19 protein-coding genes are annotated in these 18,438 nt (G+C 64.8%); 7 read left to right on the forward strand and 12 right to left on the reverse strand.

Annotated elements, in window-relative coordinates; all coding sequences use genetic code 11:
* Position 1 precedes the first annotated feature (1 nt).
* Positions 2-1,891, reverse strand: a complete 1,890-nt coding sequence (locus G474_RS0102805) for a GGDEF domain-containing protein (protein WP_156919127.1) — start codon at positions 1,889-1,891, stop codon at positions 2-4.
* Positions 1,892-2,027: 136 nt separating this feature from the next.
* Between G474_RS0102805 and G474_RS0102810 the strand changes: the two genes are divergently transcribed.
* A complete protein-coding gene (locus tag G474_RS0102810) occupies positions 2,028-3,953 on the forward strand; it encodes a diguanylate cyclase (protein ID WP_156919128.1) in 1,926 nt (641 codons plus the stop codon).
* A gap of 70 nt (positions 3,954-4,023) precedes the next feature.
* Here G474_RS0102810 and G474_RS0102815 read toward each other — a convergent pair whose 3' ends face one another.
* The 4 genes from G474_RS0102815 to G474_RS0102830 are packed head-to-tail and all read right to left on the reverse strand — an operon-like array spanning position 4,024 to position 6,021.
* Positions 4,024-4,809 (reverse strand): peptidylprolyl isomerase, encoded by a 786-nt coding sequence (locus G474_RS0102815; RefSeq protein ID WP_026685649.1) that lies wholly within the window; start codon positions 4,807-4,809, stop codon positions 4,024-4,026.
* A 26-nt stretch (positions 4,810-4,835) separates the two neighbouring features.
* Entirely contained in the window at positions 4,836-5,120 is a 285-nt protein-coding gene (locus G474_RS0102820) for a BolA family protein (protein ID WP_026685650.1), read from the reverse strand.
* On the reverse strand, positions 5,117-5,419 hold the full coding sequence (locus tag G474_RS0102825; RefSeq protein ID WP_026685651.1) for a YciI family protein: 303 nt from the start codon (positions 5,417-5,419) through the stop codon (positions 5,117-5,119). Before G474_RS0102825 ends, G474_RS0102820 begins: the two co-directional genes overlap by 4 nt.
* Positions 5,419-6,021 (reverse strand): septation protein A, encoded by a 603-nt coding sequence (locus G474_RS0102830; RefSeq protein WP_026685652.1) that lies wholly within the window; start codon positions 6,019-6,021, stop codon positions 5,419-5,421. The genes G474_RS0102825 and G474_RS0102830 overlap by 1 nt, the downstream gene beginning before the upstream one ends.
* Positions 6,022-6,138: 117 nt before the next feature.
* Here G474_RS0102830 and G474_RS0102835 point away from each other — a divergent pair, with 117 nt between their 5' ends.
* Positions 6,139-7,191: an HD domain-containing phosphohydrolase gene (locus tag G474_RS0102835; RefSeq protein WP_026685653.1), complete on the forward strand. Its 1,053-nt coding sequence runs from the start codon at positions 6,139-6,141 to the stop codon at positions 7,189-7,191.
* Positions 7,192-7,208: 17 nt separating this feature from the next.
* Complete coding sequence (locus tag G474_RS21810; RefSeq protein ID WP_051281748.1) at positions 7,209-10,286, forward strand: PAS domain-containing hybrid sensor histidine kinase/response regulator; 3,078 nt, start codon at positions 7,209-7,211, stop codon at positions 10,284-10,286.
* A 95-nt stretch (positions 10,287-10,381) separates the two neighbouring features.
* On the opposite strand, the gene G474_RS24640 is transcribed toward G474_RS21810, so the two are convergent.
* The 7 genes from G474_RS24640 to G474_RS0102870 all read right to left on the reverse strand — a co-directional run bounded on the left by G474_RS24640 (position 10,382) and on the right by G474_RS0102870 (position 14,406).
* Positions 10,382-10,843, reverse strand: a complete 462-nt coding sequence (locus G474_RS24640; RefSeq protein WP_483771126.1) for an Imm26 family immunity protein — start codon at positions 10,841-10,843, stop codon at positions 10,382-10,384.
* Between the two features lie 52 nt (positions 10,844-10,895).
* On the reverse strand, positions 10,896-11,267 hold the full coding sequence (locus tag G474_RS23135; RefSeq protein ID WP_156919129.1) for a hypothetical protein: 372 nt from the start codon (positions 11,265-11,267) through the stop codon (positions 10,896-10,898).
* A gap of 310 nt (positions 11,268-11,577) precedes the next feature.
* The gene (locus G474_RS0102850; RefSeq protein ID WP_026685655.1) at positions 11,578-11,787 is read right to left on the reverse strand and encodes a hypothetical protein; all 210 of its coding nucleotides are present in this window, start codon (positions 11,785-11,787) and stop codon (positions 11,578-11,580) included.
* 220 nt (positions 11,788-12,007) lie between these two features.
* Positions 12,008-12,292, reverse strand: coding sequence for a hypothetical protein (locus G474_RS0102855; protein WP_026685656.1), 285 nt, complete (start codon positions 12,290-12,292; stop codon positions 12,008-12,010).
* 2 nt (positions 12,293-12,294) lie between these two features.
* Positions 12,295-12,597 carry an immunity protein TriTu family protein gene (locus G474_RS24550; RefSeq protein ID WP_026685657.1) on the reverse strand — a complete coding sequence of 101 codons (303 nt, stop codon included), beginning with the start codon at positions 12,595-12,597 and terminating at the stop codon, positions 12,295-12,297.
* A 205-nt stretch (positions 12,598-12,802) separates the two neighbouring features.
* Positions 12,803-13,207, reverse strand: a complete 405-nt coding sequence (locus G474_RS0102865) for a hypothetical protein (protein WP_026685658.1) — start codon at positions 13,205-13,207, stop codon at positions 12,803-12,805.
* A 59-nt stretch (positions 13,208-13,266) separates the two neighbouring features.
* Positions 13,267-14,406 carry an MFS transporter gene (locus G474_RS0102870; RefSeq protein WP_026685659.1) on the reverse strand — a complete coding sequence of 380 codons (1,140 nt, stop codon included), beginning with the start codon at positions 14,404-14,406 and terminating at the stop codon, positions 13,267-13,269.
* A gap of 169 nt (positions 14,407-14,575) precedes the next feature.
* Between G474_RS0102870 and G474_RS0102875 the strand changes: the two genes are divergently transcribed.
* The 4 genes from G474_RS0102875 to G474_RS0102890 all read left to right on the forward strand — a co-directional run bounded on the left by G474_RS0102875 (position 14,576) and on the right by G474_RS0102890 (position 18,436).
* On the forward strand, positions 14,576-15,493 hold the full coding sequence (locus G474_RS0102875) for a LysR family transcriptional regulator (RefSeq protein ID WP_026685660.1): 918 nt from the start codon (positions 14,576-14,578) through the stop codon (positions 15,491-15,493).
* A gap of 54 nt (positions 15,494-15,547) precedes the next feature.
* Positions 15,548-15,937, forward strand: a complete 390-nt coding sequence (locus tag G474_RS0102880; RefSeq protein WP_026685661.1) for a glutaredoxin family protein — start codon at positions 15,548-15,550, stop codon at positions 15,935-15,937.
* A gap of 28 nt (positions 15,938-15,965) precedes the next feature.
* Positions 15,966-16,397 (forward strand): VF530 family protein, encoded by a 432-nt coding sequence (locus G474_RS19280; protein WP_051281752.1) that lies wholly within the window; start codon positions 15,966-15,968, stop codon positions 16,395-16,397.
* A 260-nt stretch (positions 16,398-16,657) separates the two neighbouring features.
* Positions 16,658-18,436, forward strand: a complete 1,779-nt coding sequence (locus G474_RS0102890; protein ID WP_026685662.1) for an alkaline phosphatase D family protein — start codon at positions 16,658-16,660, stop codon at positions 18,434-18,436.
* Positions 18,437-18,438: the final 2 nt, after the last annotated feature.

Raw genomic sequence — 18,438 nt, forward strand, 5'->3', positions numbered from 1 at the left:
CTCAGGCCGGGCAGCTCAGGGGGGACGGGGGGACATCCAGGCCCGCGAGGGCCAGGAAATGGCTACGGCGGCGCTCGATGAAGAGGCTGGAGCCGCGCTGCTTCTTGGCCTGCTTCTTGGCGTCGGCGGCCGCCGTGGCGATCTCGTGGTGGGATTCGTACTGGTTGCTGTCGGCCAGCAGGGCGCCGATGGACAGGGCGGGCAGGGGATGCAGCACCTCCTCGCCCCGCCGGTTTTCGCCTACCAGGCCGCCCCGCTGCAGGTCCTCGGCGGTGAAGATGGGCAGCACCCGCTCGTCGAACAGCTTCAGGGCCCGGGCGCAGCGGACTTCCCAGTCATTGCTCTGGAACAGGATCAGGAAGTCGTCGCCGCCGATGTGGCCGACGAAGTCCAGGCGGCTGTCGGCCACCTCCACCAGAATCTGCCCCAGGAGCTGGATCACGTCGTCGCCCCGGCGGTAGCCATAGACGTCGTTGAAGGGCTTGAAGTTGTCCAGGTCCGCATAGCAGGCGGCAAAGCGCACCCCGGCCTTGAGCAGCCGGTCGATGTGTTCGTTGATGGGAACGTTGCCGGGCAACTGGGTGAGGGGGTTGGCGTAGCGGGCCGCGGAAATCTGCATCTCGGTGATCAGGGCCATCAGGTCGTGGCCGCTGCCCACCCCCATGTAGCGCCCGGCGCTGGTGACGATGAAGCCATCGAACAGGTAGTGCCGGGCCGCCCGGGAGAGGATCAGGCCCAGTTCCTGGACCGTGGCGTTTTCATCCACGATCAGGGGGGCCGGGTCCATGAACATGGAGCAGGGCTTCTTGCCGTACAGCTCCCGGCGGAAGGGCCGGGCAAAGCGGTCGATCAGGGTGTGGCGGTTGATCAGGCCCACCGGCATGCCCTCCTGAACCACCGGCAGCACTTCCAGCTGAGTCTCGCTTTCGAAGCGTTCGAACACCAGGTCGTTGTCGGCCCGGGGGTCTATGGGCTCGATGTAATGCAGCAGGGTGCGGGCCGTGGTGATGCTGCTGGTGGCCATGGCCTGGGGAAAGACCGCCACCCGGCGGCTGCAGAGCACGTCCAGCACCTCCTGGCGCGGGCAGGTGGCCGGGGCGGGCACCGGCCGGGCGATGAAATAGCCCTGGCCGCAGGCGATGCCCAGGTCACGCACAGTCTGCAGGTCGGCGGCGGACTCTATGCCTTCGGCGATGATGTGGGCGGTACAGGTCTCGGCCAGGTCCTGCATGGCCTTGACGAACTGGAACTTGAGGTCGTCCTGGCCGATGCCGGTGATGAAGTGGCGGTCTATCTTGACGTATTCGGGGCGGATCTCCGACCACATGCGCAGGTTGGAAAAACCTTCGCCCAGGTCGTCGATGGCGATCTGGTAGCCCAGGCTGCGGAAGTGGGCCAGGGTGGCCTGGATTTCCGGGAAATCGGTGATCTGCTGGTTTTCCGTGAGCTCGATCACCACCCGGGAAGGGGGCAGGCCCAGGCGGCGCAGGAAGGCCAGGGTCTCGCCGTTCTTGAAGCGGGGGTCCAGCAGGCAGGCGGGACTGGCGTTGATGAACAGCTTGCCTGGCAGGCGCAGCTCGGCAAAGGCCTGCAGGACGGTTTCCCGGCAGGCATGTTCCAGCTCCAGGCCCAGGTGATGGCGGCGCGCGGCGCCGAACAGGGCGTCGGGCATGTGCAGCGGATGGCCCTCGGGGCCCCGGATCAGACCTTCGAACCCCATGGTGCTGTGGGCCCGGCAGTCGAGGATGGGCTGGAACACGGCGCTCAGCCGGTGTTCGCGGATCAGTTCGGTGAGGGCCCGGGCCTCCCCGGTTTCGGGGGCCATGGGGGGAAAGGCCGCGCCCTGCATGGCGTGCCGTTCGGGTGTCAGATGGGGAAAGGGATTGAGCATGATCGGCAACCCTCCGCGCTGTAGGGAGGGGCGATGCTAGGGCTTTCCGGTTACAGGCACGTGAAGGGGGTAAAGGGGTAAAGGCGGCAAAGGGTTTATCATCTTCGCTGCCAGGAGCCGAAGGGAGAAGATCATCGTGTTGGGAGAGCAGATTCGCCAGGAACGGCTGCGGCTTGCCATCCCCATCCTGGGGGCGCTGCTGCTGCTCAACGGGGTGATCGGCATGCTGGCCTGGCAGGACCGCCAGGCCCGGCTGGAGGCTGCAGCGCTCCAGACCGAACACGCTGCCCAGATCGTGATGCAGCGGAGCGAGGCCAAATTGAGGCAGTTGGACGATCTGCTCACCGGCATCAGTGAGGTGCTGGCCGTACGCCAGGGCGTGCCCGCCAAGCCTGACCTTTATGTGCACCGGCTGCTGGTGCGGCGTAACACCCTGACCGACGGGGTGCACTGGATCTTCCTGGTGCGTCCCGATGGTTTTCTGGCTGAATCTTCCCGGCAGTTTCCCGTGCTGCCGGTCAATGTGGCCGACCGGGAGTATTTTTCCCGGCAGCTTGAGCACTGGGATCAGGGACTCTACCTGGGCGCCCCTCTGCGAGCCCGACTTCAGGGGGAAAGTTTCGTCCCGGTGAGTCGCCGAGTGAGTAATGACGGCGGGCTGTTTCTCGGTGTGGCCGCCGCAGGCTTGAATCCGGATGCCCTGCTGGAACTTATCCGGGATCAGTCCCAGTCCTTGCCCGCGGGGTTTCAGGCCGGAATCTTCCTGCCCGAGGGCGTTGCCCTGGCCTGCCTGGGGATGAGCTGCGATACCGCCGGCCTCCAGGCCAGCCCCCTGTTTGCCCGCTTCCTGCCCGGGGAGGCGGAAACCTGTGCGGTCCGGGGGGCGCCCCTGCTGGATCAGACGGCCGTGGTGGGCAGTTACGGCCGGTCCCAGGTGTATCCCCTGGTGGTGGCGGTGCAGGTGCCCCAGGCTCTGGTGCATCAGGAATGGCTGCAGCAGATGCGCCAGCAGGCCCCGGCGGCCCTGATACTGAATCTGGCCCTGGTGGCCCTGGCTCGGGTGGCCCATCGGCAGTTCCGCCGCCGCCGGGATGCCCTGCATGCCCTGGAGCGCGCCAATCAGGAGCTGGAGCGGCGGGTGGCGGAGCGGACCGATCTCCTCCAGGCCAGCGAGGCCCGGGCCCGGGCTTTCATGAATACGGCCCGGGACGCGGTGGTGGTGATCAATGACCGGCAGCGGATCCTGGAATTCAACCCGGCGGCGGAGCGGATGTTCGGCTACCAGGGCAGCGAGGTGCTGGGGCAGGACCTGAGCCTGCTGATGCCTGAAGAGATGGCCGAACTCCATGCCCGGCAGGTGGGTGAGAGTCCGCTCCTGGAAGGGGGGCACCAGATGGGAAAGGGGCGGGAAATCCAGGCCATGCGCCGGGACGGGAGCCGTTTTCCCGTGGAAGTGAGCGTGGGGAGCACCCTGGTGGGGAGCGAGCCGGTGCATGTGGGCATCCTGCGCGACATCACCGAACGCAAGGAGGCCGAGTGGCAGCTGCAGCGCCTGGCCACCGTGGATGGCCTCACCGGGGTGTTCAACCGCCGGGCCTTCATGGAGCAGGGTGAGCAGATGCTGGCCCTGGCGCGGCGCTATGACTGGCCCCTGGCGGTGCTGATGCTCGACGCGGACTACTTCAAGAAGGTCAATGACAGCTACGGCCACCACGTGGGCGACCAGCTGCTGCGCCTGCTGGCCGAGCGTATCGGCGCCGTCCTGCGCAGCACCGACATCCTGGGCCGTCTGGGGGGCGAGGAGTTCGGTCTGGTATTGCCTGAGACCGGCGCCCAGGGCGCGGCAGAACTGGGGCAAAGGCTGTTGCGGGTGGTGCGCGAGGCCAGCCTGCCCCTGGAGGACGGGGGCGTGCTGCGCTTTACCGTCAGTATCGGCGGCGCCACCCTGGAAGCCGGGGATGGCTGCCTGGACGATCTCTTTCGCCGGGCCGACGCCTGCTTGTACCAGGCCAAGGACGGGGGGCGGGACCGACTGGAGCTGGCGCTGCCGGGCCAGGGCTGAGCCCGGGCGTCCGGAAAAAGAAAAACCGCCCGGCAGGCGGGCGGTTTCAGGGATGCCGGGGAACGCCGGCTTAGTTCACCTTGGCCTTGGCGCGCAGCTCTTCGATGAGCTTTTCCACCTTCTGCTGGTTGGCCCGCTGGGTCAGCTGGGGCTTCAGTTGTTCGAAGGGGGGAGGGGTCAGGTTGCGGCTGTCGTCCAGCTGGATCACGTGGTAGCCGAAGTCGCTCTTCACCGGGGTCTTGGTGTACTTGCCCTTTTCCAGCTTCACCATGGCGTCGGAGAAGGGCTTCACGAAGGCGGAGGGCACGCTCCAGCCCAGGTCGCCGCCGTTGTCCTTGGAACCAGGGTCCTTGGACTGCTTGGCCAGGTCGGCGAACTTCTCGCCCTTTTCCAGCTTGGCGATGATGGCCTTGGCGTCGTCTTCCTTCTCCACCAGGATGTGGCGGGCACGGTATTCGATGCCGCCCAGCTGGGTCTTGAAGGCCTCGTAGTCCTTCTTCAGCTGGGCATCGGTGACCGGGTTGGCCTTGACGTAGTCGGCGATGAAGGCGCGGATCAGGATGGCCTGGCGGGTGATTTCCATCTGGCCGATCACGTCGGGCTTCTTGTCCAGGCCCTTCTTCTTGGCTTCGCTCACCAGCAGTTCCCGGCGCACCAGCTCTTCCTTGACGGCGTTGCGGAACTCGGGGTCATCCTTGGCGCCCTGGGCCTTCTGCTCGTTGATGAAGGCGTCGGCCACGTGCTGGGGAATGGCTTGGCCATTGACGGTGACGAAGGCCTTGTCGGCGGCCAGGGCGGGTGCAGCGATCAGGGCGCCAGCGATCAGGGCGGCGGAGAGCTTGGTCAGTTTCAGCATTTGTATTTTGTCCTTGTGGGGAATGTTCATCGGGCTTGATGGGGTACTTCTTCCGGGGCCAGGGCGCGGATACTCAACGCGTGCACGGGGCCCTGCATCAAATTGCCAGCGGCATCATATACCAGCCGGTGGCGGGCCAGCGTGCTCCGGCCCCGGAAAATTTCCGCGACGATGGTGAGCCGGTAATGGCCGCCACCGTCCCGGGCACCGGCATGGCCGGCATGGCGCTGGGAATCATCTTCCAGCTCCAGATGCAGGGGATTCAGGGTCGCCAGGCGTTCCTGCAGCCGGGCGATGGTGTCACTGCTCATGCCGGCAGGGCCTTCTTGAAAGGCTTGACCGTGACCTGGGCGTAGACGCCCGCCGCCACGTAGGGGTCGGCGTCGGCCCAGGCCCGGGCAGCTTCCAGGGAGGCGAATTCGGCCACGATCAGGCTGCCGGAAAAGCCGGCGGGTCCCGGGTCGGGGCTGTCGATGGCCGGGCAGGGGCCGGCCAGGAGCAGGCGGCCTTCGGCGCTCAGGGCCTGGAGTCGGGCCAGGTGGGCGGGACGGGCGGCCAGCCGGGCTTCCAGGCTGCCGGGCACGTCCTCGCCGAGGATCAGGTAGGGCATCACGGTGTTTCTTCCTTGATGTAACGGGAAAGGTATACGCCCTGGGCGAGCATGAACAGGAGCAGCAGCCCCATGCCGCCGAACAGCTTGAAGTTCACCCAGGTGTCGGTGGAATAGTTGAAGGCCACGTAGAGGTTGAGCAGGCCCATCCCCGTGAGGAAGGCGATCCAGGCCAGGTTGAGCCGCAGCCAGGCGGGTTCGGGGAGTTCCAGCTTGTCCTGCAGCATCAGGCGGATGGCGTTCTTCTTCAGGAAGGTGGCGGTGAGCATGCCGCCGGCCATGACCCAGTACAGCACAGTGGGTTTCCACTTGATGAAGTCTTCGTTGTGGAAGATCAGGGTCAGGCTGCCGAGTCCAGTCACCAGGGCCAGGCTGATCCACAGCATCTTTTCCACCCGGCCGTGGCGCAGGTAGGTCCAGCCGATCTGGGCCAGGGTGGCGAGCATCACCACCAGGGTGGCCAGGAGGATGGGGGCCTGGCTGGCGGGAGTGGCGCCGAGCAGCTGGCTGGCCCAGTCGGCGGCCTGCTCGGGGTTTTTCTCGGCGTATTTGAAGGAAGCGAAAAAGAGGATGACCGGGAACAGGTCGTAGAGCAGTTTCATGGACTGGGCGCAGGAAAGGTGCAGGGATTATGTGCATTTCCCCGGGGCTTGTCCAATGGCCGGACTGCTATACTCGTTTCCAGCCTGCCGGCCGGTGGCCGGATCTGCGGAGTTCCCATGGAAAAAGTGCTGATCATCGACGACAGCGATATCAACCTGACCTTGCTCAAGCACCTGGTGCTCAAGCTGGGGGGCTGTGAGCCCATCCTCTTCGATCATCCCTTGCGGGCCCTGGAATGGTGCCGGACCCATGTGCCGGACCTGGTGATCGTCGATTACATGATGCCCGACATGGACGGTCTGCAGTTCATCCAGGCCTTTCGGGCCCTGCACGGGCGGGCCGAGATTCCGCTCCTGATGATCACCGCCAACGACCAGAAGGACGTGCGCTACCAGGCCCTGATCGGCGGCGCCAACGACTTCCTCACCAAGCCGGTGGATCGTACCGAGTTCGATGCCCGGGCCCGCAACATGCTCAGCCTGCGCCAGGGGCAGAAGTTCCTGGCCGACCGGGCCCTGCACCTGCAGGCCCTGGTGGATGAGCAGATGGAACGCATCCGCCAGCAGGAGCGGGAGCTGATCTACCGCCTCTCCCGGGCCGCCGAATTCCGGGACCCGGAAACCGGGGCCCACATCCAGCGCATGGCCCATTACTCCAGCCTCATCGCCGCCAGCCTGGGGCAGGACGAGGGGCAGCAGAAGCTGATGCTGCAGGCGGCGCCCATGCATGATGTGGGCAAGATCGGCATTCCCGACTACATCCTGCTCAAACCCGGCCGCCTGACCCCGGAGGAGTTTCAGGTCATGAAGGGCCATGCCCGGCTGGGCTTCGAGCTGCTCCAGGGCAGTGCTTCGCCGGTGCTCCAGGCGGGCGCGGAAATCGCCCACAGCCACCACGAGAAATTCGATGGCTCCGGCTACCCCCTGGGCCTGGCGGGGGAAGCGATTCCCCTCTCCGGGCGCATCGTCGCCGTGGCTGACGTGTTCGACGCCCTGACCTCGGAACGTCCCTACAAGCGGGCCTGGTCCCTGGAGGACGCCCGGGCCTTCCTGGAAAAGGGGCGCGGCAACCATTTCGATCCCGCCTGCGTGGATGCCTTCCTGCAGGCCTGGCCCCAGGTCCTGGAGGTGCGCAACCGCTTCCAGGATGAGGAAGCCCCCCTGATCTGATCACCCGGGAGCCCCCCTTGTCACCACTCTGGCCCCGCCAGCTACGGACTCAGCTGGCCCTGCTGGTTTCCAGCCTGTTTGCCGTCCTGGTATTCGCCTACACCTGGTACACGGTCCAGGACCAGGCTGCCGTGGCCCGGGAAATGATCCTGTCCCAGAGCCAGGCCCTGGCCCGCAGCGTGGCCGCGGGGGCGGCCAGGGCTCTGGCCGCCGGCGACCAGGGGGGCATGGACGAGGTGCTGCGCCAGTCTGCCGGCTATCCGGAAGTGCGCAGCCTGGCCCTGGTGCATCCCGCCGGCCAGGTCCTGAGCGTGGTGCGCAAGGATGCCCGGGGCGGGGTTTTCCTGGATGTGGGCCGCGACAGCCGCTGGGTGCCGCCGGCCCCGGCCCTGTTACAGCCGGTGCTGGAGTCGGGCACGGCGGGCGGCGTGCATGAGGTGCTCTGGCTGCCGGTGGAGCAGGGCGGCCTCCTGGGCTGGGTGCGCCTGGAAGTGAGCATGGTCAGGCTGGAACAGCTGCGTACCCATATCTGGCACGACAGCCTGATTGCTGCCGCCATTGCCATCCTGCTGGCGGTGCTGCTGCTCTACCTGATCCTGCGCCGGCCCATGGCCATCCTCTCCCAGGCCGCCGACTTTGCCGCCCACCTGGACCAGCATCGGGGCCGGACCCTGCCCGACTACCGGGGCAACGCGGAAATGGAAGCCCTGGTCCTGGCCCTGAACCGGGCCTCGGTGCGTCTCAAGGCCCAGGAAGAGCAGATCGCCGAGAACAACCGTTTCCTGAAGAGTCTCACCGATGCCCTGGGCGAAGGGGTGCTGGCCACCGATGCGGAGGGGCGCTGCACCTTCGTCAATGCGGAGGCCGAGCACATGCTAGGCTGGAACCGCAGCGAACTCCTGGGGGAGTATGTCCATGACCTGATCCACGGTCAGACCCCCTCGGGGCTGCCCCTGGCCCGGGAGGAATGTTCCCTGCACGGCCCGGCAGCCGCCTGCCACGAGTTCCGTTCCGATCTGGAAACCTTCCAGCGCAAGGACGGCAGCAAGTTCCCCGTTTCCATCGTCTCCATGCCCCTGTTCGAAGGGGAACATTTCAGCGGCACCGTGGCCGCCTTCCAGGACATCACCGACCGCAAGCGGGACGAGGATGACCTGCTATCCACGACTTCCCGCCTCTCGGCCCTGATCGAGAGCATGCAGGCCGGGGTGCTGGTGGAGGACGAGCGCCATGGGGTGGTCCTGGCCAACCAGTCCCTGCTCGAGATGTTCTCCTGTACCGATCCCAGTCTGGCGGCCGTGGGCCAGCCCAGCCGGGAGCTGGTGGCGCACTGCCGGGAGGCCATGGCGGCGCCGGACGAGTTCGCCGCCGAGGTCCGGCAGTTGATCCAGGCCGGCGCCCCGGTGCTCAACCACGAACTGCGGCTCAGGGATGGCCGGGTGCTGGAGTTTGACTACGTCCCCATCTACCTGTTTCCCGCCTTTCCCCAGCCGGAGGACTGCCGCGGCCACCTGTGGCTGTTCCGGGACGTCACCGGGCGCAAGCAGGCGGAGCGGGAACTGCAGCAGGCCAAGGACATGGCCGAGGCGGCCAACCGGGCCAAGGGGGATTTCCTGGCCAACATGAGTCACGAGATCCGCACCCCCATGAACGGCATCATCGGCATGACCGAACTGGCCCTGGACACGGAGTTGAGCGAGGTGCAGCGGGAATATCTGGACCTGGTCAAATCTTCCGCCGATTCCCTGCTGGTGATCATCAACGACATCCTCGACTTCTCCAAGATCGAGGCCGGCAAGCTGGACCTGGAGTGCATCCCCTTTGCCCTGCACCGCCTGCTCCAGGAATCCCTGAAGCCCCTGGCCCTGCGCGGCGAGGCCAAGGGGCTGGGCATGCACCTGGATCTGGATCCCCGGGTGCCCGCCTGGGTACGGGGCGATCCCAGCCGGCTGCGCCAGGTGCTGGTGAACCTGCTCGGCAATGCCCTCAAATTCACCGAGCAGGGGGAAATCCGCCTGGGCGTGGCGCCGGAACCCGGTGGGCTGCTGCATTTCAGCGTCAGGGACACGGGCATCGGCATTCCCGCCGCCAAGCAGGCCGACATCTTTGCCGCCTTTTCCCAGGCGGATACCTCCATCACCCGCCGCTTCGGCGGGACCGGCCTGGGCCTGGCCATCTGCGGCAAGCTGGTGGGCCTCATGGGCGGGCGCCTGTGGGTGGAAAGCGAACCCGGCCGGGGCAGTACCTTCCATTTCACCGCGGCCCTGGAAGCCGCGGCCCCGGATCATGGCCTTACGGATGCGGGGACGCCGGCCCAGACTGAAGCGGAGCATGGCGGATCGGCAGGGGGGCTGCGCGTCCTCCTGGCGGAAGACAACCCGGTGAACCAGAAACTGGCCACCCGCCTGCTGGAAAAGGACGGGCACCAGGTGATCCTGGCCGGGAACGGGGCCGAGGCCGTGGAGCTGGCCCGCCAGGGCGGGCTGGACCTGGTGCTCATGGACATGCAGATGCCGCTCATGGACGGCATCGAGGCCACCCAGCGCATCCGCGCCCGGGAGGCCGTCAGCGGCGGGCACCTGCCCATCGTGGCCATGACCGCCAATGCCATGCAGGGGGACAGGGAACGCTGCCTGGCCGCCGGCATGGACGGCTACGTGGCCAAGCCGGTGAAGCCGGCGGAACTGCGCCAGGCCATGGCGGCTGCCCTGGGCCAGGAGGCGGGGCGGCCGTCTGGTGCCGCGCAGGCTCCAGCGCCGGCGGCGGCCTTCCGGCTCGACAAGGCGGGCATTCTCGAGCGTTTCGGTCAGGACGAGGAGCTGTTCCAGACCCTGGCGCAGATGTACCGGGGCGACGTGGAGCAGTATTGCCAGGGCCTGCAGCAGGCCCTGGAAGCGGAGGACGCCCCCCGCCTGTCCCGGGAGGCCCACACCCTGAAGGGGCTGTTGGCCACCTTCTCCGACGAGGAAGGGGCCCAGCTGGCCCTGGAAGTGGAAAACGCCGCCCGGGATGGTGCCTGCGCCAGCCTGGCCGAACCGGTGCAACGGCTGCAGCAACTAGCCCGGCGTCTGGCCCAGGCCCTGGGCGAAGCCTGATTTTCCCGGGGCTGGCAGGATGGTGAGAAGGACGCCCTGATATTGCTTCAGGAGATGCTGGAGGAGGGCGAGCCAGGGCCGCCACCTCTACAACATCAGGGGGGGGCCTTAAGCTGTTCCGCCCAGGGGTTTGGACGTCCCGCAAAGTAGTCGCGAAGACGATCTTCGACATGCTCTGGCTCCCACGCGGCAGCGGCTTCCAATCCCTTGCACTCTTCAAAGGTACGCACGCGGGTGAGCCCATCGGAACTGCGGTACACCGAGTACCGTCCAGTAAGCCGATCTCTAATGAAATATTCAACTGGTTTGGCAAGCTCGGGCTCCAATGGATGGAAACTCACTACTTGCCATCTGTTCGAAGTTAACGCCGACTTCATTACTGTTAGCCTCCAAACAGGCTCCGAGTCGAAGATGTCTGATGGTGGAGCGTCGCCCTGAGGGACTCGATGCGAATACAGCGCAACCTGGGAGTTGGGAAGTAGGCGTGCGAAAGCATCCATTCCATCGCCCAGATAAATGCGTAACAAGCTACCTTCTCGCGGCTTTTCCTTCGTCATTAATTTGACCTTCCGATCCTTCTGACGGATTCAGGGCATGCGGATGGTTTACCTAATTGTCCAGTCTCACCCGCTTCGCCTCATCGTTGTGGGTCAAGGCGACACACCAGCTTATCTCGTCATCGAAGATGCAGACGTCAAAATCTTGCCAAGGTTCTCGGGCTTTCAGAAACTGAAGCACCGCCGGCACAGTGCTACGAATCATAGTTCCGTAGTTTTCGATATAGACGATCACGGCTTGAACCCCAGAGAACCAACTTTCTTGAAGTTCATTCGCAAACTCCGTTGGCGCAATTCTGCAAGAGATGGGAATTGCACCCGAGCGAGCCGAAAAGAAATAACCGTCAAGACGTGCCAGAAGATGGGCACGTATTTGTTTCGCTTCTGTGTCGGGCACTAAGGTCCCAAGAAGACTGAAATCCATACTAGAAACCGCCGTTGAAGGATTTGAAGTAGATATTTCCCTCGGCACTGGTTCCCTTGCCTCCAGACCAATCCTGCCATTTGGTATGTGTCTTCGGACCTTGGGTTTCCTGCCTGGGATGTTGGGCCGCGCCTGCTGAAGAATTGCCTCTGCCTCCCGCTGAGCCCCGACTGTGATTTTGTTGCCTTTGCCGGCAGCACTATGCACGGTATCCACGTTAGAGAAGACTACCCTTTACCGCGTCATCATCACTAAATCAGCGGATCAATCCTCGCGCAAGGCGGGCGTCTTCGCAGTCGGTCCAGACGGCTTACCTGTTCACCGAATCCATCTTGTCGAGCAACAAGCCGACCTCTTTGAGCAAAGCAGCAACGCGCCCACGGTCTGCCCCGATCCGAGTCTCGAACTCGAACACCTCGATTCCGTTGCATACCTCATTCAGGGCTGCATTCACGATCAGGAGTTCATCACGGCTGATGCCGATGTGCGAGTGCTCGCCAGTAGTTTCAATAACTTCCATGTCCATTACCTCAAAGCGTCAAAGTAGGGCGACTGTTCGTCGATTGATATGCAGTGCTGCCGTCAGCTGCTCGCGGATTCCTGATGACAACGGTACTGCTGGTATCGTCCCAGTGGGCAGATCGGCCGCCACTCAGCTGCCGAGAGGCAGTCGGGTTGTTGACTACGTTCTCGATGTGGTCGGCAAACTGCTCCCTCTTCTTTGGCCAGAAATTATCTTGTCAACGCTTGGACTGGTGGAGTATGCCGTTGGCGTCGATGCGGCAACACCACTTCACATGCGTGCCCCAGCCCTCGGTTTTGTTGGCTTCCACTATTCCTGTGGCGACCAGGTTGTCGGAATTTCCATGTTCGTCAATGTCGTCCATATACACGGTCACTTCCTGCCCTGCTTCTAGTGTCACGAGCGCGCCATTAGAAGCAGTTTTTGTGTCGCTTGTTGAAAGCAGTACCAGGTCAGGTTCCAACATTTCGTTGAAGTCCACATACAGCATGGGTTTGGTCATTGTCACTCCTTCACCGCGAGGTCAAGTGCATCGAAGAAGGGGGAAACCTGCTCCGCAATGGGCCGCCCCTGCAGGAAAACTCCGTGGCAAGAGTAGAGTGTTCGCTCCGATTCAATGTCGATGATTTCAGCATCGTAGTCGCCACTTCTCCAGCATGTAATACGAGCGACCGCCGTAGGCTTGTCTATGTCGAGTCGCGCTGACGAATTTTCCGAGTTCCGTCCCTTGGTTACGCGTACTTCCACCCATTCAGTCCCCCGGCTAGCTTCTACTTGCCTTGCCCACTCAAGAAATGAACTCAACATAGGGTCTCTCCAATCAAGGAAGTCTGATTGCTGAGTGGATATCCGTCGCAGCCGACATCTGCGGAACAGGCCGTCCTTTTCGAGCGGAGAGCCGGCCTTCAAGGGATTGGGCCTGTCAGAAATTTTGTGTGTGAGGCAATACTTGTCGCCAAGGAGCGTGTATGCCAAGCAAAGCGGGTGTTATCACTGGAGACCAGCGCAACGTTTACACATCACTCTCATACACGGCTTCTTCGCAAAGAACCATGATTTCGCCCCCGTACGAGGGCGAAAACCGGATTAATTTCAGGTCCCCTTGCTGTAGCTTTTCAAGAACCGCAGTCCGATACCTTTGTTGAGTCTCCCCCGCGCCAGGAAGAATGTGGTTGAGCGCTTGAGAACAAACCCCCGCATCTTCTTCAATGCAGATGTCCAGGATAATGTTTTGCTCCGCCAGACCCGTTGAGAACAAGTGGGCTACGCCATGAAGCTCTATCCTTGTTGCCTGTCCATCGGGGGCACGACAATGCAAGGCCACTTGCTTCCCGCCAAAGTCGATGCGATAGAGGAGCGCATCGTGCAGCATTGGCTGAGATAGCGAACCAGTTTCGTCATATACAAAAGCGTTCATCGGGTAATTCTCCAGAATTGGTGGCGATAGAAGTAGAGCCAAGCGGCGGGGTCAGCGGTTCAGGCCTGGGACGCCGCCAGGCGGCGCAGCTGCAGGGCCAGGATCAGCACCCCCAGGACGCAGGCACCCAGCACCAGGGCCACTCCCGGCCACTGGCCCCGGGACCAGGCCAGCCCCGCCAGGGAGCCAGGAATGCTGGCTCCCAGGTAATAGCCGGTCAGATACAGGGCCGCCGCCAGGGCGCGCCGTTCCCGGGCCCGCTGGCCCACCCAGCCGCTGGCGGTGGTGTGGCTGGCAAAAAAGCCGAAGGTGAATAGGGCCACTCCGGCAATCAGCAGCGCCAGCTGCCCGGCCAGGGTCAGGGCCAGGCCGCTACCCATCACCAGCACCATCATCCACAGCACGTTCTTTCGGCCGATCCGGTCCACCAGCCGGCCCGACCAGGCCGAGGCCCAGGTGCCCACCATGTAGAGCAGGAACACGGCGCCGATGGCGGTCTGGCTCAGTCCGAAAGGCGGCGCCTGGAGGCGGAAGCCCAGGTAGTTGTAGAGCCCCACGAAGGCGCCCATGAGCAGGAAGGAAGTGAGGAACAGGCGCGGCAGCCCCGGGTCCCGGAAGATGCGTCCCAGGTCGGCCTTCAGGGCCGCCGGCTGCAGGCTGCGGGCCTGGAAGTGGCGGGAGGCGGGCACGCTCTTCCAGAACAGGGCTGCGGCCAGGGCCCCGATCACGCCCAGGACCAGGAAGGCCGTCTGCCAGCTGCTCCACTCGGTCACCAGGGCGGCGATGAAGCGGCCGCTCATGCCGCCCAGGGCGTTGCCGGCGATGTAAAGCCCCATGGCACGGCCCTGGGCCCGGGGGGCGATTTCTTCTCCCAGCCAGGCCATGGCGGCGGCGGGCAGGCCGGCGATGGCGATGCCGATCAGGGCGCGCAGCACCAGGAGCTGATGGAAGTCCTGGACCAGGGGCACGAGCAGGGAAAAGAAGGCGGAGGCCACCAGCGAACACTTCATCAGCAAGGCGCGGCCGTAGCGGTCCGAGAGCAGGCTGGCGGGAATCAGGCTCAAGGCCAGGGCACCGGTACCGGCCGAGACCGAAAGGCTGGCGCTGGCCGGGGTGACGCCGAAATGGCCGGCGAGCAGGGGCAGCAGGGGCTGGGGGCCGTAGAGCAGGGCGAAGGTGGCGAAGCCGCCCACGAACATGGCCAGATTGGCGCGCCGGTAGGCGGGGGTGCCGGCTTCGAGGTGGGTGGAATCCTGGGGGGCTGGGGACATGGGGCAGGGCGGATGTGGTTATGGCCCCCATGCTAGTTGCCTCCGGACTAGTGGTCCAATATATTCTTTTCTATTGATTGATCTCCGAAAAGTATCAATGGAACTCCGACATCTGCGCTATTTCGTGGCCGTGGCCGAAGAGCTGCACTTCACCCGGGCTGCCGAGCGCCTGCACATGGGCCAGCCGCCTCTGTCCATGCAGATCCGCGCCCTGGAGGAGGAACTGGGGGTGCAGCTCTTCGAGCGCAGCCAGCGCCGGGTGCGGCTTACCGAGGCCGGCCAGGGCTTTCTGCTCCGGGCCCGGGCCATCCTGGCCGACACGGAGGCCGCCGCCGAGGAAGCCCGGCGCCGGGCCCGGGGTGAGCTGGGGCAGCTGCGCATCGGCTTCACCTCCTCCCTGCCTTACACCTCGACCCTGCCGGACCTGCTCTATGCCTACCGGCAGCGTTACCCGGAGGTGGAACTGCAACTGACCGAGTCCTTCACCAATGCCCAGCTGGAGGCCCTGGACAAGGGCACGCTGGATGTGGGGCTGGTGCGCTACGTGGGCGGTCCCCTGCCTGCCGGGGTGAGTGTCCGGGAAATCGGCCGGGACCCCCTGCGGCTGGTGCTGAATGCCGCCCATCCCCTGGCCTCCCGGCCCGCCCTGCGCTTTGCCGAGCTGGCGGGGGAGCCCTTCATCACCTTTCCCCCGGGAGTGGGCACCGGCCTGCCCGCCATTCTGGAGCGTCTCTGCCGCCGGGCCGGTTTCGAACCCCGCATCGTCCAGACCGCCCGGGAGGCCACCACCCAGATCGGTCTGGTGGCTGCCGGCCTGGGGCTGGCCCTGTTGCCGGCGCCGCTGGAATGCGTGCGCATTCCCCGGGTGCGCTACCTGCCCATTGCCGAGGAAGATGCCTATTTCTCCCTGTCCGTGGCTGTACGCCAGAGCGGCTGTGGCCCGGCGGTGCGGGGCTTCCTGGAATTGCTGGACGAAGTGGGGGCGGCGCGGGGAGGGGAGGGCCTGATCCTGTAGAATGCGCCCCTCCCGGTATCCGGGCATCTACAAGAAAATAAAGGAAATTTCCCCATGAGATGGTTGATCAGAGGCTTCTTCAAAATCCTGCGGCTCGTCATTGGCCCCTTCCTGCTGTTGGGGGAATGGCTCACCGCCCCCAAGGGCATGGTGCGCGCTCCCGAGGCCCAGGCCCGGGTGGATGCGGCCTGCCGGCAGCTGGCCCTGTACCAGTTCCGGACCTGCCCGTTCTGCATCAAGGTGCGCCAGGAAATGCGCCGCCTGTCCCTCCCGATCGAACTGCGCGACGCCCAGTTCGATCCGCAGCACCGGGCAGAACTGGAACAGGGGGGCGGCCGGGTGATGGTGCCCTGCCTGAAGATCACCGGGGCGGACGGCAGCGTCACCTGGTTGTATGAATCCGGCCAGATCAAGGCCTGGTTGCAGGAGCGTTTTTCCGCGTGAGTCAGGACAACTACTTTGCAGGTGTCGCATGAATGCTGATGTAACTTACGAGAACAATCCGCTGCATGGTCTGGGTTTGAAGGACATGGTGACCGAGTTGGTCGATTACTACGGTTTCGAGATCCTGTTCGCTTACCTGAATATCAATTGCTTCAACAAGAACAAGAACCCGAGTATCGAATCCAGCGTGAAATTCCTGAAAAAGACGGATTGGGCGCGGGAGAAGGTGGAAGGGTTTTATCTATATCAATTCAAGAGCCTGCCCCGGGCATCTGCCGAGCAGTTTGAGTTGCCCCCCAGGGCCCGGCTGATTCCAGCGGGGCAAAAGCCTGGCAAACCGGCCGAGCTGAGTCTTGAGGATGCCGAGCGGCTGCAGGAAAAGCGAGCCAGGAAAGCGACGCTGCATGGCCGGGAGCCGTTTTTCGTCAAGCGCGGGGCCGGCGGCGGGGGCTCCCGCTGATCGTGCCCCAGCGGTGCTGCCGGCTGTTTCTGGCCGGTTGATGGGCTGGATCTGGTTCAGGCCGGTCCGCTCCCGAGGGGGCTGCTCAAGGGCTTGATCTTCCTTTCCGGACCGCGCCAGGAGCCAAAGCAGGGCAGGCCGGGCCCCCGTTCCGGAGTTCTGGCCCCGGCCCCTTCACGGCTTCGTCATCCCCATGTAAAACCCCGGTAGTGCCCGTTCCCCAGAATCGCCGGCTTCTTCCACTCCGAGCCGAGATTCCCATGGACCGCCGTTCCTTCCTGCGTCGCAGCATGTACTTCACCGTGGTGGCGGCTTCCGCCGGACTGTCCGCCTGTAACGACGGCGGCGATGGCGACGGGGAGGAGGAGGTCTCCGGCCGTTACGGCTTTCCCCAGGGCGTGGCCAGCGGCGATCCCCGGGCCGAGAGCGTGGTGTTCTGGAGCCGCTGTGTGCCCAGCGACGGGAGCGGTGGCGACGTGGCCCTGCGTCTGCAGGTCTCCGCCAGCGAGGGATTTTCCAGCCTGGTGGCGGATGTACCCCTGACCGCCACGGCCACCTACGACCATACGCTGCGGGCCAAGGTGACCGGTCTGGCCAGCGACACTTTCTACTGGTACCGCTTCGTGGCCGGGGCGGACATGAGCCCCGTGGGCCGGGCGCGCACGGCCCCGGCCGCCACGGCGAGCCGGAACATGCGCTTCGCCTGGTTCACCTGCCAGGACTGGAGCGTGAACCACTGGGGCGCCCTGAGCCTGATGCTGGAGGAGGAGCTGGACTTCACCGTGCACCTGGGGGACTACATCTACGAGACCGTGGGGGCCGACTTCCAGTCCGGTGCCGTGGAGCCTGCCCACGGCAAGATCACCCTGCCCGACGGCATGCTCCTGGCGGACGGCTCCACTGCCGCCCGGACTCTGGCCGATTACCGCAGCCTCTACAAGACCTACCGGAGCGATAGCCGCATCCAGGCGGTGCACGGCAAGTTTCCCCTGATTGCCATCTGGGACGACCACGAATTCAGTGACGATGCCTGGCAGGACCACCAGACCTACACCAACGCCAATGTCCAGGAAACCAGCCGGCGTCGGGCTGCCAACCAGGCCTGGGCCGAGTACATGCCCGTGGATTTCGGCGATGTCTCCTTCGATCTGGGCAATGCCGCCTACGACAACATCCGCATCTACCGGGACTTCCGTTTCGGCCAGCTGCTGCATCTGGTGATGACCGACGAGCGCCTGTACCGGGACGACCACGTGGTCAGCGAAGCACTGATCGCCCAGCAGACCGGGGCCGACCCGGTCCAGGGGGACAGTTCCGTGGGCGCCCGGTATTTCGTGCCCAAGGACGTGCTCGACACCCTGGAGGGGGCGTTCCAGGCCAGCCAGGGACGGCTGCCCTCCATGCTGGGCAGCACCCAGACCCAGTGGTGGAAGGACACCATGAAGCAGTCCGAAGCCCAGTGGAAGGTCTGGGGCAACGAGGTCACCCTGAACCGGATGTGGGTGGATCTGCGCACCATGCCCGAACCCTACCAGCACATCTACGTGGTCAATGCCGACTGCTGGGACGGCTTCCCCTCCTGCCGCAAGGAGCTGACGGGCTACCTGAACAGCCAGGGCATCCGCAACGTGGTGGCCATCACCGGCGACCTGCACGCCTTCCAGTGCGGCGTCATCCGGGATGATCCGGCCACGGGGACCCCGGCCCTGGTGGATTTCGTGGTGGCCGGCATCAGCTCCTCATCCTTCTACAGCTACCTGAAGCGGGCCGCCGGGAGCACCGCCCTGGCCAGCCTGGTGGCCACCCCGGCCGGATTCGACGCCCTGATGCAGGGCCACAACCCGGACTTCGCCTACGTGGATCACGATGCCCAGGGCTATGCCACGGCCACGGTCAGCGCCGACAGCTTCACGGTGGTCTTTCACAAGGTGCTGCCCCTGGACGCCCAGGGCAAGGCGCCAGCCAGCCCCCTGGCGGGCCGCACCCGCATCACCCTGGCCCGGGACAGCCTGACTCCCCAGGTACAAACCGGGGTGTGACC

The sequence above is a fragment of the Azovibrio restrictus DSM 23866 genome (assembly GCF_000429665.1).
Lineage (GTDB): Bacteria > Pseudomonadota > Gammaproteobacteria > Burkholderiales > Rhodocyclaceae > Azovibrio > Azovibrio restrictus.

What these genes read in the sequence shown, in the direction of transcription:
- G474_RS0102875 (WP_026685660.1), top strand. Translation starts at nt 14,576, where the DNA reads ATGGAACTCCGACATCTGCGCTATTTCGTGGCCGTGGCCGAAGAGCTG.
- G474_RS0102855 (WP_026685656.1), bottom strand. Translation starts at nt 12,292, where the DNA reads ATGACCAAACCCATGCTGTATGTGGACTTCAACGAAATGTTGGAACCT.
- G474_RS0102890 (WP_026685662.1), top strand. Translation starts at nt 16,658, where the DNA reads ATGGACCGCCGTTCCTTCCTGCGTCGCAGCATGTACTTCACCGTGGTG.
- G474_RS19280 (WP_051281752.1), top strand. Translation starts at nt 15,966, where the DNA reads ATGAATGCTGATGTAACTTACGAGAACAATCCGCTGCATGGTCTGGGT.
- G474_RS0102825 (WP_026685651.1), bottom strand. Translation starts at nt 5,419, where the DNA reads ATGCCCTACCTGATCCTCGGCGAGGACGTGCCCGGCAGCCTGGAAGCC.
- G474_RS0102870 (WP_026685659.1), bottom strand. Translation starts at nt 14,406, where the DNA reads ATGTTCGTGGGCGGCTTCGCCACCTTCGCCCTGCTCTACGGCCCCCAG.
- G474_RS0102815 (WP_026685649.1), bottom strand. Translation starts at nt 4,809, where the DNA reads ATGCTGAAACTGACCAAGCTCTCCGCCGCCCTGATCGCTGGCGCCCTG.
- G474_RS0102850 (WP_026685655.1), bottom strand. Translation starts at nt 11,787, where the DNA reads ATGGAAGTTATTGAAACTACTGGCGAGCACTCGCACATCGGCATCAGC.
- G474_RS0102820 (WP_026685650.1), bottom strand. Translation starts at nt 5,120, where the DNA reads ATGAGCAGTGACACCATCGCCCGGCTGCAGGAACGCCTGGCGACCCTG.
- G474_RS24640 (WP_483771126.1), bottom strand. Translation starts at nt 10,843, where the DNA reads ATGACGAAGGAAAAGCCGCGAGAAGGTAGCTTGTTACGCATTTATCTG.
- G474_RS23135 (WP_156919129.1), bottom strand. Translation starts at nt 11,267, where the DNA reads ATGGATTTCAGTCTTCTTGGGACCTTAGTGCCCGACACAGAAGCGAAA.
- G474_RS0102805 (WP_156919127.1), bottom strand. Translation starts at nt 1,891, where the DNA reads ATGCTCAATCCCTTTCCCCATCTGACACCCGAACGGCACGCCATGCAG.
- G474_RS0102865 (WP_026685658.1), bottom strand. Translation starts at nt 13,207, where the DNA reads ATGAACGCTTTTGTATATGACGAAACTGGTTCGCTATCTCAGCCAATG.
- G474_RS24550 (WP_026685657.1), bottom strand. Translation starts at nt 12,597, where the DNA reads ATGTTGAGTTCATTTCTTGAGTGGGCAAGGCAAGTAGAAGCTAGCCGG.
- G474_RS0102835 (WP_026685653.1), top strand. Translation starts at nt 6,139, where the DNA reads ATGGAAAAAGTGCTGATCATCGACGACAGCGATATCAACCTGACCTTG.
- G474_RS0102880 (WP_026685661.1), top strand. Translation starts at nt 15,548, where the DNA reads ATGAGATGGTTGATCAGAGGCTTCTTCAAAATCCTGCGGCTCGTCATT.
- G474_RS0102830 (WP_026685652.1), bottom strand. Translation starts at nt 6,021, where the DNA reads ATGAAACTGCTCTACGACCTGTTCCCGGTCATCCTCTTTTTCGCTTCC.